At 63.5% G+C, this 14,202-nt stretch carries 13 protein-coding genes; 6 read left to right on the top strand and 7 right to left on the bottom strand.

Annotation, left to right across the window (positions count from 1 at the left end; all coding sequences use genetic code 11):
* The first annotated feature begins 134 nt into the window (after positions 1-134).
* On the top strand, positions 135-977 hold the full coding sequence (locus BLT50_RS05395; RefSeq protein WP_090027943.1) for an urea carboxylase-associated family protein: 843 nt from the start codon (positions 135-137) through the stop codon (positions 975-977).
* A gap of 11 nt (positions 978-988) precedes the next feature.
* Here the strand turns inward: BLT50_RS05395 and BLT50_RS05390 are convergent, their stop codons facing one another.
* The 3 genes from BLT50_RS05390 to BLT50_RS05380 are packed head-to-tail and all read right to left on the bottom strand — an operon-like array spanning position 989 to position 3,490.
* Entirely contained in the window at positions 989-2,311 is a 1,323-nt protein-coding gene (locus tag BLT50_RS05390; RefSeq protein ID WP_090027331.1) for a serine hydroxymethyltransferase, read from the bottom strand.
* Positions 2,308-3,021 (bottom strand): purine-nucleoside phosphorylase, encoded by a 714-nt coding sequence (gene deoD, locus BLT50_RS05385; RefSeq protein ID WP_090027329.1) that lies wholly within the window; start codon positions 3,019-3,021, stop codon positions 2,308-2,310. Before deoD ends, BLT50_RS05390 begins: the two co-directional genes overlap by 4 nt.
* A 28-nt stretch (positions 3,022-3,049) precedes the next feature.
* A complete protein-coding gene (locus tag BLT50_RS05380; RefSeq protein ID WP_090027942.1) occupies positions 3,050-3,490 on the bottom strand; it encodes a GNAT family N-acetyltransferase in 441 nt (146 codons plus the stop codon).
* A gap of 168 nt (positions 3,491-3,658) precedes the next feature.
* Between BLT50_RS05380 and BLT50_RS19225 the strand changes: the two genes are divergently transcribed.
* A complete protein-coding gene (locus BLT50_RS19225) occupies positions 3,659-4,036 on the top strand; it encodes a DUF4168 domain-containing protein (protein ID WP_175491401.1) in 378 nt (125 codons plus the stop codon).
* A 61-nt stretch (positions 4,037-4,097) separates the two neighbouring features.
* On the opposite strand, the gene BLT50_RS05370 is transcribed toward BLT50_RS19225, so the two are convergent.
* Positions 4,098-6,065 (bottom strand): protein meaA, encoded by a 1,968-nt coding sequence (locus BLT50_RS05370; RefSeq protein WP_090027327.1) that lies wholly within the window; start codon positions 6,063-6,065, stop codon positions 4,098-4,100.
* 139 nt (positions 6,066-6,204) lie between these two features.
* Here BLT50_RS05370 and BLT50_RS05365 point away from each other — a divergent pair, with 139 nt between their 5' ends.
* The 4 genes from BLT50_RS05365 to BLT50_RS05350 all read left to right on the top strand — a co-directional run bounded on the left by BLT50_RS05365 (position 6,205) and on the right by BLT50_RS05350 (position 11,332).
* A complete protein-coding gene (locus BLT50_RS05365) occupies positions 6,205-7,563 on the top strand; it encodes a 1-acyl-sn-glycerol-3-phosphate acyltransferase (protein ID WP_090027325.1) in 1,359 nt (452 codons plus the stop codon).
* Positions 7,564-7,697: 134 nt separating this feature from the next.
* On the top strand, positions 7,698-8,987 hold the full coding sequence (gene ccrA / locus BLT50_RS05360) for a crotonyl-CoA carboxylase/reductase (RefSeq protein ID WP_090027323.1): 1,290 nt from the start codon (positions 7,698-7,700) through the stop codon (positions 8,985-8,987).
* A gap of 99 nt (positions 8,988-9,086) precedes the next feature.
* Positions 9,087-10,616: an ATP-dependent DNA helicase gene (locus tag BLT50_RS05355; RefSeq protein WP_090027321.1), complete on the top strand. Its 1,530-nt coding sequence runs from the start codon at positions 9,087-9,089 to the stop codon at positions 10,614-10,616.
* Positions 10,613-11,332, top strand: coding sequence for an SDR family oxidoreductase (locus BLT50_RS05350; RefSeq protein ID WP_090027319.1), 720 nt, complete (start codon positions 10,613-10,615; stop codon positions 11,330-11,332). The genes BLT50_RS05355 and BLT50_RS05350 overlap by 4 nt, the downstream gene beginning before the upstream one ends.
* A gap of 111 nt (positions 11,333-11,443) precedes the next feature.
* On the opposite strand, the gene BLT50_RS05345 is transcribed toward BLT50_RS05350, so the two are convergent.
* From BLT50_RS05345 to BLT50_RS05335, 3 genes are all read right to left on the bottom strand, one after another.
* Positions 11,444-12,208 (bottom strand): TIGR02186 family protein, encoded by a 765-nt coding sequence (locus BLT50_RS05345; RefSeq protein WP_090027317.1) that lies wholly within the window; start codon positions 12,206-12,208, stop codon positions 11,444-11,446.
* On the bottom strand, positions 12,205-13,128 hold the full coding sequence (locus BLT50_RS05340) for a sulfite exporter TauE/SafE family protein (protein ID WP_090027315.1): 924 nt from the start codon (positions 13,126-13,128) through the stop codon (positions 12,205-12,207). Before BLT50_RS05340 ends, BLT50_RS05345 begins: the two co-directional genes overlap by 4 nt.
* A gap of 108 nt (positions 13,129-13,236) precedes the next feature.
* Positions 13,237-14,202, bottom strand: a complete 966-nt coding sequence (locus BLT50_RS05335) for an ABC transporter permease (protein WP_090027313.1) — start codon at positions 14,200-14,202, stop codon at positions 13,237-13,239.

Below are 14,202 nucleotides of genomic sequence, written 5' to 3'. Positions count from 1 at the left end.
GCATGGCCCGATCAGCGGACATGGAAAGAACCGCGCGGTTTCCCACCGGAACCGCGCGGTTTTCGTTCCACCCGGCGGCTTGCGCATCGCCTCGATCCGGGCCACGCTCGGCCCGAACGACAAGGATGCCCGCCATGACCGAACCTGCCGATGCCGCCGCGCGCCGCGCCATAGCGCCCGTGATCTGCTATCCAACCGACACGCTGCCCCAGCCCGACATTTCGCTGTATCAAAGCGCGCGCCAAACCGCCGTGAAGACGGGCGAGGTCATCGCCCCACCGCGCGAGGCAGCCACCTTCCGGGTTCCCGCCGGGCATTTCTTTCGCATCTCCAGCATCGATGGCCCGCAGGTGGGCGACCTGAACCTGTGGAATGCGCATGACCTGTCCGAACGTTTTTATTCGGGCAAGACACGCGCGCTGCACGGCACGCATCTGACGACGGGCCATCGCATGTGGTCGTCCTTTCCCACGCTGCGGCCCATGGCGACGGTCACGCATGATACGTTGGGCTGGTATGGAAAGGACGAATATGGCGGCTCGGTTCATGACGTGATCGGCACGCGGTGCGATCCCTATACCGGCAACCTGTTGTCCGGCTCGCAGTATCACCATTGCTGCCATTCCAACCTGATCCGTGCGCTGGCCGACGAAACCGGACTGTCCCTGGCCGAGGCTGAACCCCATGTGCATGACGTGCTCAACGTCTTCATGTGCACCGGGTTCACGCGCGACACAGGGCAATATTTCATGAAGGCCAGCCCCGTTCGCCCCGGCGACCATATCGAGTTCTTCGCCGAGATCGACCTGTTGGGCGCACTCAGCGCCTGTCCCGGCGGCGATTGCTCGTCCGAGCATTCCTCGGACACGGCGGCCTGTTTCCCGTTGCTGGTCGAAACCTTCGCACCCGCCGATGGCGCGCTGGATGGTTGGGCGCCGCCTCCGGTCAACGGATACGACCGCAGCCACGGACGCTGATCGCCCGCCGCTCAGCCGTGTAGGAAATGCAGCTTGTCAAAGCTGCGGCGCCACTCGGCCACCTCGGGGGCGAGTGCTGCGGGATCGTTCGAACGCAACGCCGCGGCGATCAGCCCGGCCAGGCGCGGGGCGTCCTCGGCCGTCATGCCCCAGCGCACCAGCTCGGGCGTCCCGATCCGCAGCCCGTTCATGTCGCCCGGCACCTCGGGCGCGGGCAGCCCGATCCCGCAGGCCAGAAAGCCGGCCTTGCGCAGGGTCTTCGATGCCGCCTGACCGCCGCCGAAACCTTCGGCCAGCACGGCGAACTGGTGGCTTGTGGTGGCGCCCCGTCCGGCCGCGAAAACGGGCAGCCCTTCGTCGGTCAGCGCCTGCGCCAGCGCGCGCGCCATGCGCACCATTTCCGCCGCATAAGCCTTGCCGAAATCGCGCCAGTCCAGCAGCGCCATCGCCAGCGAGGCGGATTTCGCCGCGTCGAAATTGGCCGTCATGCCGGGAAAGGCGATGCCGTCCAGCCGTTCGGCAATTTCGGCGTCGTTCGTCACCATCAGCCCCGAAGGCGGCCCGCCCAGCGATTTGTAGGTGCTCATCGTCATCAGGTGCGCGCCGTGATCCAGCGGGTTGGGCCAGGCATGGCCCGCGATGATCCCGCATTGATGCGCCGCGTCGAACAGGACATGCGCGCCCACCCGGTCGGCAATGGCGCGGATTTCGGCCACGGGGTGCGGAAACAGGTTCAACGACCCGCCGATGGTAATCAGTTTTGGACGCACCTCTTCGGCCAGTTTGACCAGCGCGTTCAGGTCGACGGAATACCCATCGGCATCGACGGGTGCGGGGTGGATGTCCAGCCCGTAAAGCCCGGCGCAGCCCGCTTGGTGATGGGTCACATGGCCACCGACCGACGCGGGCGGTGCGATGATCGCATCGCCCGGTTTCGTCAGCGCCATGAACCCGTAAAGATTGGCGATCGCGCCCGATGGCACGCGGATTTCGGCGTATTTCGCGCCAAAGGTCTCGGCGGCGAGTTCGGCGGCGATGACCTCGATCTGTTCGACCGCCTCGAGCCCCATCTCGTACTTGTCGCCGGGATAGCCCAGCGAAGGCCGCGTGCCGATGCCCGATGCCAGCAGCGCCTCGGCGCGCGGGTTCATCACGTTGGTGGCCGGGTTGAGGTTGAAACACGCCCGTTCGTGTATCTGGCGGTTTTCGTCTGCAAGCGCCTCGATCCGGTTGGCGATATCGGCGCTCGCCGCCTGCGCGGTGTTCGAGGCGATATCCTGCACATAGCTTTCGACGGTTTCGGGCACCCAGCCGCGTTTTTCCAGCATTGTCATACCTCGCCCGGAAATGCCGCGGCCAGCGCGATTTCCACCATGTCGCCAAAGCTGCGTTCGCGGTCCTCGGCAGGCAGCGCCTCATGCGTGAGCAGATGATCGCTGACCGTCAGAACCGCAAGGGCGCGCACGTTGTGGCGGGCAGCAAGGTTGTAAAGCTCGGCCGCCTCCATTTCGACGCCAAGGATGCCGTGGCGCGTCATCATCTCGTTCAGGTCGGGGCGTTCGTCATAGAACACGTCCGCCGAATATATCCCGCCCACATGCGGCGACAGCCCGCGCGCCTCGGCCGCTTCGACGGCAGCGCGCAGCAGGCCCCAATCGGCGCAGGGGGCAAAGTTCAGCTCGCGGAAAATGCCGGTCGAGGGGGTCGAGACCGAGCTGGCCGTCATCGCCAGGATGAGGTTGCGCACCCGAACATGGCGCTGCATCGCCCCGCAGGATCCGATGCGGATCAACGTCTGCGCGCCGTAATCGCGGATCAGTTCGTTGGCATAGATCGACAGCGACGGCATGCCCATGCCCGAACCGTGGATCGTCACCCGGTGGCCGCGCCATGTGCCGGTGAATCCCAGCATCCCGCGCACTTCGTTCACGCATCTGGCGTCTTCCAGAAAGGTTTCGGCGGCCCATTTCGCCCGCAGGGGGTCGCCCGGCATGAGAACTGTTTCGGCGATCTCGCCCGGTTTGGCCCCGATATGGATGGTCATGGAAAGCTCCGGCTTGGGTTTGCGCGGCCTAGCGCTGATACTTGATGAAGGGTGTGACCTGCGCGATGCGATCATAAAGGTGACGCGCGGTCTTGTTGAATTCCTGGGTCAGCCAGTAGACCGACGGCGTGCCGTTCGCGTCCGCGGCATCATAGACCGCTTCGATCAGTGCGCGGCCGATGCCTGTCCCGCGGACATCCGGGTCGGCATAGAGATCCTGGAGGTAACATACGTCTTCGACGCGCCAGTTATGCGGGTGAAAGATGTAATGAACCAACCCGACCGCGCGTCCGTCCTGCAGGGCGATCAGCCCGTTCTGCTGCGGGCGTGCGTCATCCAGAAGACGGGCGAATGTCGTGGCATAAACCTCTTCGGTCACGCTGGATTCGTAGAAGTTCAGATAGGCGGTCCAAAGACGGCGCCATTCGGCCTCGTCCGTTTTTTCCAATCGGCGGATGGTCAGTGTCATGGTGTCTTCCCGTGCAAAGCTGGGCGCAGTCTGCGCGTAAATGGGCGCGGGGTCCATGCCCCGGGATCAGCATTTTCTTGCCGGTGGTTTTGCACACGCGCGCCGGGATGGCCACGTCTGACGGGATCGTATGAAACCCGATCGCAAACGACAAAACGGAGGATCGAATTGACCTTTACACCCAAGTTGACCGCAACCCTGACAGCCATCGCGCTGGGCCTTGCAACGCCGGTCGTGGCGCAACAGACGCAAGTGCCGAACATCGCCGCAGATGACGTGACCGACGCGCAGGTGGATGCCTTTGTCAAAGCGGCTATCGCGGTCGAAGAGGTGCGCGGCATCTACGATCCGCAGATCGAGGCAGCGCAGGATGACGCGTCCCGCAAGGAGTTGATGGACCAGGCCAACACCGAAGCGATGCAGGCCGTCGTCGATGTGCAGGGCGTGACACCCGCCGAATACCTGGCCATCGGCCGCGCCGCGCGTGGCGACGAGACGCTGAATTCGCGGATCATGGTCGAATATCGCTCGATGACCGGGCGGTAGGACGCAGATGTGCAAAAGGGCAGGCCGCCGGGCCTGCCCTTTTTTCTTTCGACCGCGGTCCTTATTCGGCCGCGATTTCCTTTGGATCGGCCAGCGTGACGATATCCATCATGATGGCGTTCAGGTTGAAATCCTTGGGCGTATAGACCTTTGCCACGCCCATCGCGCGCAGGCGCCTGGCGTCTTCCTCCGGGATGATGCCGCCGACGATCACCGGGACATGGCCCATGCCGGCCGCGCGCATCCGTTCCATCAGGTCTTCGACCAGCGGGATATGGCTGCCCGACAGGATCGACAGGCCGACGACATGCGCCTGCGTGTCCTGCGCGGCGCTCACGATCTGTTCGGGTGTCAGGCGGATGCCTTCATAGTCGATATCCATCCCGCAGTCGCGCGCCCGGAACGCGATCTGTTCGGCGCCGTTCGAATGACCGTCGAGCCCCGGCTTGCCCACCAGGAACTTGAGCCTGCGGCCCAACCGGTCGCTGACGGCGTTCACCGCATCGCGGATATCGTCCAGTCCCTCGGTCTTGTTGCTGACGGATTTCGACACCCCGGTGGGACCGCGGTATTCGCCATGCACGGCGCGCATCTGCGCCGCCCATTCGCCGGTCGTCACGCCGGCCTTGGCACAGGCGATCGAGGCGGGCATCACGTTGCGCCCTTCGGCGGCAGCGGCGCGAAGATCGGCCAGCGCGGCCTTGACCGCCCCGGCGTCACGTTCGGACCGCCACGTATTCAGGCGGTCGATCTGATCTTGCTCGACCGCTGGGTCGACCACCATGATGCCGCCATCCTCGGACATCAGCGGGCTGGGTTCGCCCTCGGTGAACTTGTTGACGCCCACGACCACGGTTTCGCCCGCTTCGATGCGGTTCAGGCGGTCGGCGTTGCTGTCGACCAGTCGCGCCTTCATGTATTCGATCGCATCGACCGCGCCGCCCATGCCGTCGATATTGGCCAGCTCGTGGCGCGCGCCTTCTTTCAAGGCTTCGACCTTGGCATCGACCGCCGGGTTGCCGTCGAACAGGTCTTCGAACTCCAACAGGTCGGTTTCATAGGCCAGGATCTGCTGCATCCGCATCGACCATTGCTGGTCCCAGGGGCGGGGCAGGCCAAGCGCCTCGTTCCATGCGGGCAACTGCACGGCGCGGGCGCGCGCCTTTTTCGACAGCGTGACAGCCAGCATCTCGATCAGGATGCGGTAGACGTTGTTTTCCGGCTGCTGTTCGGTCAGGCCAAGAGAGTTTACCTGCACGCCATAGCGGAAGCGGCGGAATTTCGGATTGTCCACGCCATAGCGGGTTTCCAGCAATTCGTCCCACAGATCGACGAAGGCGCGCATCTTGCACATCTCGGTGACGAAGCGGATGCCGGCATTGACGAAAAAGCTGATGCGCCCGGCCAGCGCGGGGAAATCCTCGGCGGGGACGCGGGGTTTCAGCTCATCCAGAACGGCGGTGGCCGTGGCCAGCGCGAAGGCAAGTTCCTGTTCGGGCGTCGCGCCCGCCTCTTGCAGGTGATAGGAACACACGTTCATCGGGTTCCATTTCGGCACGTTGACGTAGCAATATTCTGCAACGTCCCCGATCAGGCGCAGTGACGGCTTGGGCGGGCAGATATAGGTGCCGCGCGACAGGTATTCCTTGATCAGGTCGTTCTGAACCGTTCCCTGCAGTTTCGAGATATCGGCGCCCTGTTCCTCGGCCACCGCGATGTAAAGCGCCAGCAGCCACGGCGCTGTCGCGTTGATCGTCATCGAGGTGTTCATCTGCTCCAGCGGAATCTCGTCAAAGAGCGTGCGCATGTCCCCAAGATGGCAGACGGGAACGCCGACCTTGCCCACCTCGCCGCGCGCCAGGACATGATCGCTGTCGTATCCGGTCTGCGTCGGCAAGTCGAAAGCCACCGAAAGCCCGGTCTGCCCCCTGGACAGGTTGCTGCGATACAGCGCGTTCGACGCCTTGGCCGTGGAATGGCCGGCATAAGTGCGAATAAGCCACGGGCGGTCTTTTTGCGTCTCGGTCATCTGGGCCTCCGGCAATGAATCGGTTGGGCAATAATATTGCGTCAGCGCGCAATAGACCGGAATTTTGTGCCAAGGTCAATTCGCTGCATTGCGGCATGACCGCATTTACGCGGCGTCGCATCCCGGTCATTCTGCGGCTATGTTGCAAACGGTGGAAATGCCCGTCTGGGCGCTGGTGCTGCTGGTGGGCTTTGCTGCCGTCACCTTTGCATCGCATTTCCTGTTCCCGTCCGTGCGCTGGTTCTTTCGCCGCCGGTTGGAGCGCGCCGTCGCCGAACTGAACAAGCGCCTCGAGCGGCCGATCCAGCCGTTCAAACTGGCACGCCGCCACGACATGATCCAGCGCCTGATCTACGACCCCGAGGTGAACCGCGCGATCGTCGCCCATGCCCGCGAAGAAGGCATTCCCGAAAACGTGGCCTTCGAAACCGCGCGGCGGTATGCCCGCGAAATCGTGCCCGGGTTCTCGGCCTCTCTTTATTTCGGGGTGGCGACGCGGCTGGCGCGTTGGCTGTCGAACGCGCTTTATGACGTGCGCCTCGATCACCGCGACGAAGGCGCGCTGACCGGGATCGATCCTCAGGCCACCGTGGTCTACGTGATGAACCACCGTTCGAACATGGACTACGTCCTGGTCACCTATCTTGCGGCCAACCGGTCGGCCCTGGCCTATGCCGTGGGCGAATGGGCCAGGATCTGGCCCTTGTCGCGGCTGATCCGGGCAATGGGCGCCTATTTCATCCGCCGCAAAAGCCGGGGGGAGCTGTATCGCAAGGTTCTTGCGCGTTATGTGCGGCTGGCCACCGACGGCGGGGTGGCGCAGGCGGTGTTCCCCGAAGGCGGGCTGAGCCTGGATGGCGCGCTGGCCCCGCCGCGTCACGGCATCCTGAAATACCTGGCCGCCGACCGGCCCGCCGATGCGCGCGACGTCGTGTTCGTGCCGGTTGCCCTGAACTATGATCGCGTTCTCGAAGACCGCGTGCTGATCGCCGCCGCGAAAGAGGGGCGTCGCCAGTTCCGAGCGCGCATCACGGTGGTGATCGGGTTCGCCCTGCGCATGTTCTGGCTGCGCCTTCGTGGCCGGTTCCGCCGTTTCGGGCAGGCCGGGGTTCGGTTTGGCCCGCCGTTATCGCTGAACAGCTTTTCCGGCGACGTCGAAGACCTGGCCGCACAGCTTATGGATCGCATCGCGGGCGAAATGCCCGTTCTTCCCGTTCCGCTTGTCGCCCTGGCCCTGCAGCGGTCCGGTGGAAGGCTGGAAAGCAGCGCTTTGCCAGCCGCGGTCACGGAGCTTGTCGATACCCTTCCAGACAGTCACCGCCCGACCGAAGACCCGGTGGAAACGGCGCGCAACGGGCTGGGTGAGTTGGCCCTGCGGCACATCGTGCAAATGGACGGTGGCGTGATCGTCGTGCCCGAGGCCGAAGCCGCGACGATTGCCTATTACGCGGCTTCGATCCGGCATCTCTTGCTCGCTGATGACGCGGATGCAGCATGATTTTCTGCATCCGCGAGGTTATAAAATTTCAAAATGCGCCATAACGTGATTGCATTGTTGCGCAGCCGTCTTTATCCCATTGGGTCAGACGCCGCGATTCTGCGATGCGGCAATACAGTTTTTGGAGGCTTGAAATGGCGCTGGATACGGAAACAGGGATCGCCCCCTACGACGCACCGGAAAAGGAATTGTACGAAATCGGTGAAATGCCCCCGTTGGGCTATGTCCCCAAGAAGATGTACGCCTGGGCCATTCGCCGTGAACGCCATGGCGAGCCGGAAAAATCCTTCCAGGTCGAGGTGGTGGACACCTGGGAAATCGACAGCCACGAGGTGCTGGTTCTGGTGATGGCCGCGGGCGTCAACTACAATGGCGTCTGGGCGGGGCTCGGCCAGCCGATCAGCCCGTTCGACGGCCACAAGCAGCCCTATCACATTGCCGGGTCCGACGCGTCTGGCATCGTTTGGAAGGTCGGCGACAAGGTCAAGACTTGGAAAGTGGGCGACGAGGTCGTGATCCACTGCAACCAGGATGACGGCGACGACGAGGAATGTAACGGTGGCGACCCGATGTTCAGCCCGACCCAGCGCATCTGGGGCTATGAAACGCCCGATGGCTCGTTCTCGCAGTTCACCCGCGTGCAGGCGCAGCAGCTCATGCCGCGTCCCAAGCACCTGACCTGGGAAGAAAGCGCCTGCTATACGCTGACGCTGGCCACCGCCTACCGGATGCTGTTCGGCCACCATCCGCATGAGCTCAAGCCCGGCCAGAACGTGCTGGTCTGGGGCGCGTCCGGCGGCCTCGGGTCGTATGCGATCCAGCTTGCCAACACCGTGGGCGCCAATGCGATCGGCGTGATCTCGGACGAAAGCAAGCGCCAGTTCGTGATGGACCAGGGCGCAAAGGGTGTCATCAACCGCAAAGAGTTCAATTGCTGGGGGCAGCTGCCCAAGGTCAATTCGCCCGAATATAACGATTGGCTGAAAGAAGCCCGCAAGTTCGGCAAGGCGATCTGGGACATTACCGGCAAGGGCGTGAATGTCGACATGGTGTTCGAACATCCCGGCGAGGCGACCTTTCCGGTGTCGACCCTGGTGGTGAAAAAGGGCGGCATCGTCGTGATCTGCGCCGGCACCAGCGGGTTCAACTGCACCTTCGACGTGCGGTACATGTGGATGCACCAGAAGCGTCTTCAGGGATCGCACTTTGCCAACCTCAAGCAGGCTGCATCGGCCAACCGACTGATGATCGAGCGCCGTCTTGATCCCTGCATGTCCGAGGTTTTCCCCTGGAACGAAATCCCGGCGGCGCATACCAAGATGCTGAACAACGAGCACAAGCCCGGCAACATGGCCGTTCTGGTGCAGGCGCCCAAGACCGGCCTGCGCACGGTCGAGGATGTGCTGGAAGCCGGCAAGAAATAACACGCTTGCCGCAACATGACAGGCCCGCGCCCTGAAAACGGGGCGCGGGTTTTTCTTTGCGGGATGGCCCTTGCGGATTGCCCGGTATAGGGTCGCGCCATGAGCTTGCCCGCCATCACTTTTTCTGACGATCAGGCCGAAGCCTTCGACACCATCGCCGAAGCGCTGCGCGGTGTTGGCGTCGATCTGGAAGACGCAAGCCTGACGCCCCGCGCCGAGGGCAAGACCCGCGTCATGGCCGTTCTTGGCAAGGCCGGATCAGGCAAGACGCTGCTGCTGGCCGAGTTGGTCAAGGCGCTCGAGGCGGCAGGGGTCGACACCATCTCCGGCGACTACGAAGGCCGCCGCCGCAAGGACCGCCGCACGCTGGCCATCCTCGCCCCCACCAACAAGGCCGCAAGCGTCCTGCGGATGCGCGGGGTGCCCGCCACGACGATCCACCGCATTCTCTATACGCCGGTTTACGATCCCGAATACGAACGCATCGCCGAATGGCTGACGGGAAACGGCGAAAAGCCCGAAATCGAAGGTCTGACCGAGCAGGCGCTGGAGCGGGCCTGGAATTTCTACCAGGCGCAGAAATCGGTGCCGGGCGCGCTGGCGGCCGCCGGTTTGCGTGGCAGCGATTTCATCACAGGCTGGAAACGCCGCGAAGAGCCGCTGGATATCGGGTTCATCGACGAATCCTCGATGCTGGATGAACGCCAATTTGACGATCTGAAAGAGATTTTCCCGACGCTCGTCCTTTTCGGTGATCCGGCGCAGCTTGCCCCGGTCAACGCGCCGGGGGGTATGGTGTTCGAGCAACTGCCCGCGCCGGCCAAGCTGGAACTGCACCGCATCCACCGTCAGGAGGCCGACAACCCGATCCTCGACCTTGCCCATGCGTTGGGCGATCCCGAGCTTGGGTTCGAGGATTTCGAGGCGCTGATCCAACAGAAATCGCGCGAGGACGACCGCGTCGTCTGGGCCGAACGGGTCGAGGTCGACCTGATGGCGCGCAGCCCCGTCCTTGTGTGGCGCAACGCGACCCGCATTCGCCTGATCAATGCGTTTCGTGCCGTGCATGGCGCACCCGAAGATGCGCTCTTGCCCGGTGAGCCGTTGATCTGCGACGGGATCGAATTGCCGCTCAAGCACCGCAAGAAACGGCTCGACCTCGAGGCGTGCGGGCTGATCAAGGGCGCGCAGGTGATCTATCTGGGGCCGGGGCGAAAGCCGGGGTTTTCGCGCCTGCACGTCATCGGCGCGGAAGAACCCCAGGTCAGCGCGGCCAGTATTGTGAAGATCGAAAAACCCGACGAAGAAGAACCGTTTATCCCCTTTGCCGCCAATATGGGCGCGACTTTCCTGCATGGGGCGGCGGTCACTATTCACAAGGCGCAGGGCAGCCAGTGGGAAAACGTGCAGGTTTTTGCGCCCGACCTGTGGGCCGCTGCGCGCATGGGCCGGTCCGAAGCAGGCCAGCCGCTGTGGAAGCGCCTCGCCTATGTCGCGGTGACGCGGGCGCAGGAGCGGCTGTTCTGGGTCGTGCGTAACCGATTGAAAAAGCCCACACATCCGTTGGAAATCGACGACCTGCGCGCGGCGGTGAAACCCGCGCCCTTTGCCCTGGAGGCCGAGACATGAAATCCATCATCATCACCGGAGCCAGTGCCGGTATCGGCGCCGATTGCGCGCGTGAGTTCCTGGAGGCAGGCTGGCGCGTCGGTCTGCTGGCGCGCCGTGCCGACAAGCTGGAGGCGGTCGCGCAAGGCCATGAAAACGCACATGTTTTTCCGTGCGATGTGACCGACCCGGCGGCGGTCGATGCAGCGTTCGACGCCTTTGCCCAGCGGGCCGGGCGACTGGACGTTCTGTTCAACAATGCCGGCATGTTCGGCCGCCCCGCGACGATCGACGAGTTGGAGTATGACGAGTGGCGGCAGGTGGTGGACGTGAACCTGCACGGCATGTTCCTGTGCGCCCGCGCCGCGTTCCGGCAGATGCGCGCGCAGTCCCCGCAGGGCGGGCGGATCATCAACAACGGGTCAATCAGCGCCTATACCCCGCGTGAACTATCGGTTTGTTATACAACGACAAAACACGCGATTGCCGGGTTGACGAAAACCCTGTCGCTGGACGGGCGCGCCTTTGACATCGCCTGCGGCCAGATCGATATCGGCAATGCCCGGACCCAGCTTTTGCAGGATCTGATCGACCGCAATCCCGACAATCCGCCTCCGACGATGGATGTGGCCGACGTGTCGCGCGCGGTGCGCCAAATGGCCGAGCTGGGCCCCGAGGCGAACGTGCAGTTCATGACGATCATGGCGACGAAAATGCCCTATATCGGGCGGGGCTGATATATTTTCAGATGCTAAAAATATGCAGAAACCGCGCGCTTTCAGGCCGAAACCGCGCGGTTTTCGAGGTTAAGAACGGGTAAAGGTAAACGGTTTCGAAAGTCCGCCGGATCAGCTTTGCCGCAGCAGCGTGAAGCCCGCCGACGCACCCCACCCGGCAAAGATCGCGATGGCGAGCGACATCAATCCGTAGACCAGCGGCTGTTCGCGCGAGAGGGTGTAGAGGAACCTTTCAAGCCCGACTTTGTCCACTTCGATCGCAGTTTCGTATTGCGCCACGACCTCGCCGCCGCGGGTCAGGAAAATCCGGGTGGCGTAGGCGCCTTCGGTCAGGTTGGCGGGCAGTGCGATGGAGGTGTTGAACAGGGTCTGTTCGCGGAACTCGACCGCGCCTTCGAGCGTCTGATAGAGCGCCGCTTTTTCGCGGATGCGGATCAGTGCCTCGGTGAACTTTTGTGAATCGCCCACCTCGGCCGGGGCGCCGACCGAACGGATGGCGCGGGGGATCGTGATCTTGTGGCGCAGATCTTCGGTGTCGCGCAGCACCTGCGCCAACGGGCCGGAACTGGCCACCGCGTAGAAGGACGGCGCCGCGTCGATTTCGACGGCGGCATTGTTCACCCAGATGCCGGCGCGGCGGTCCTTGCGGCGCACGGTGACGGGTTCGGATGGTCCGGCCACGGCGATCACCACCTCGAGCGGATCGGCCATCAGGGGTTTTTCGCGTTTGACCGCACCGAAGATCAGGATTTCCGAGCCATCGAAATTCGCCGTGATCGACACGCGGTTCTGGCTGAGGCCCATCACGACCTCTTCGGCGCGCAGCGGGGCTGATGCGAGCATCAGGGCGAAAAGGGCAAGAATGACGCGCATCATGCCCCCACCACGATATCGATGGAATAAAGCTCGCCCGGTTGCAACAACAGATCGAGAGCGATCTTGCCGCAGACCACAAGCACCATCATCGCCAGCAGAATCCGCAATTGTTCGGCTTTCATCCGCAGCCCGATACCCGTTCCGATCTGCGCGCCGATCACGCCACCGATCAGCAACAGGACAGCCAGCGCCAAATCGACCGTAAAGTTCGTCGTGGCGTGCAAGAGCGTGGTGAACCCGCTGACGAAAATGATCTGAAACAGCGAGGTGCCCACGACCACCTTGGTCGGCATCCCGAGGATGTAGATCATCGCAGGCACCATGATGAAACCGCCCCCGACCCCCATGATCGCGGACAGCACACCGACGGCCAGCCCGACCAGCAGCGGCGGTATCACCGAGATATAAAGCCCCGATGTACGGAACCGCATCTTGAACGGCAGCACATGGACCCAGTTGCGTTGCCGCCGTTTCGGGGCGGGCACACCGCCCGCCGCGCGGCTGCGGCGGATCGCGCGCAGGCTTTCGAAGAACATCAGTGCGCCGACCACGCCCAGGAACAGCACGTAGCAAAGCCGCACGAGCAGATCGACCTGGCCCAGCGACTTAAGGTAGTTGAAGACGAAAACGCCAAGCCCGGCCCCGACAAGGCCGCCTGCCAGCAATACCGTGCCCATTCGGAGATCGACCGTCTTTCGTCGAAGATGCGCCAGCACACCCGATATCGACGAGGCCACGATCTGGGTCGCCTGCGTCGCCACGGCCACGGCCGGGGGGATGCCGATGAAAAACAAAAGCGGCGTGGAAAGAAACCCGCCTCCGACGCCGAACATGCCCGAAAGAACCCCCACAAGCCCGCCCAGCCCCAGGAGGAGGAAGGCGTTGACCGAAACCTCGGCTATGGGGAGGTAGATCTGCATAACTGTTCCTAGCGCCGGGTTGCCGCGCTTTGCAAGCGCGGCATGCGCCGGATGCCGGGTAAAATCGGTGTCTGGCCTTATGCGGGGGCGGGAATTGGACCGACGGGTCTAGCGTTCCTTGACATAAGGCTCGCCACCAGCGTGGGGCGGGATGGCGCGGCCGACGAACCCGGCAAGGATCACAACGGTCAGGATATAGGGCAGGGCGTCCATGAACTGCACCGGAAGGGTGATCGGGCCGATGTCGATATTCTGATACCGCAGGGCGATGGCCTGCAGAAAGCCGAACAGCAGGCAGGACATCAGCGCATACCATGGCCGCCACTTTGCAAAGATCAGCGCGGCCAGCGCGATGTAGCCGCGCCCGGCGGTCATGTCCTTGATGAACCCGGCCTGAAGGGCGGTTGCCAGGTAGGCGCCCGCAATGCCGCAGAGCAGCCCGCAGATCGCGACCGCGGCATAGCGCAGGCCGATCACCGAAATGCCGGCCGTGTCCACGGCGGCTGGGTTTTCACCCACCGCGCGCAGGCGCAGGCCGAACCGCGTGCGATAGAGAATCCACCAAGTCGCCGGCACGCAGAGGAACGCGAAATAGACAGGCAGCGTGTGGCCCGAGATCAGCTCGTAATACAAGGGGCCGAGGATCGGCACGCCTTGCAGCGCTTCGGCGAAGGGCAGCGTCAGCGGTTCGAACCTGGCCTGCCCGATCAGCGACGGCGTGCGCCCGCCCTGGGAAAACCAATCCTGTGCGATGAGAACCGTCATCCCTGCCGCCAGGAAATTGATCGCCACGCCGGAAATAAGCTGGTTGCCGCGAAAGGTGATCGAGGCCAGCCCGTGGAGCGCCGAAAGCAGCATCGACGAGGCGATGCCCGCCAGCATTCCGAGCCAGACCGACCCGGTGACAAAAGCCACGGCGGCGGAAAAGAACGCGGCCATCAGCATCTTGCCTTCGAGCCCGATGTCGAAGATGCCGGCGCGTTCGGAAAACAGCCCCGCGAGGCAGGCCAGCAGCAGTGGCGTGGACAGGCGCACCGTGGAATCGAGGACCTGGAGGGCGGTGATGAAATCCAT

Source organism: Lutimaribacter saemankumensis, assembly GCF_900100005.1.
Lineage (GTDB): Bacteria > Pseudomonadota > Alphaproteobacteria > Rhodobacterales > Rhodobacteraceae > Lutimaribacter > Lutimaribacter saemankumensis.
The sequence above is the reverse complement of the archived record's forward strand: the minus strand, read 5'-3'. Positions and strand labels throughout refer to the sequence as shown.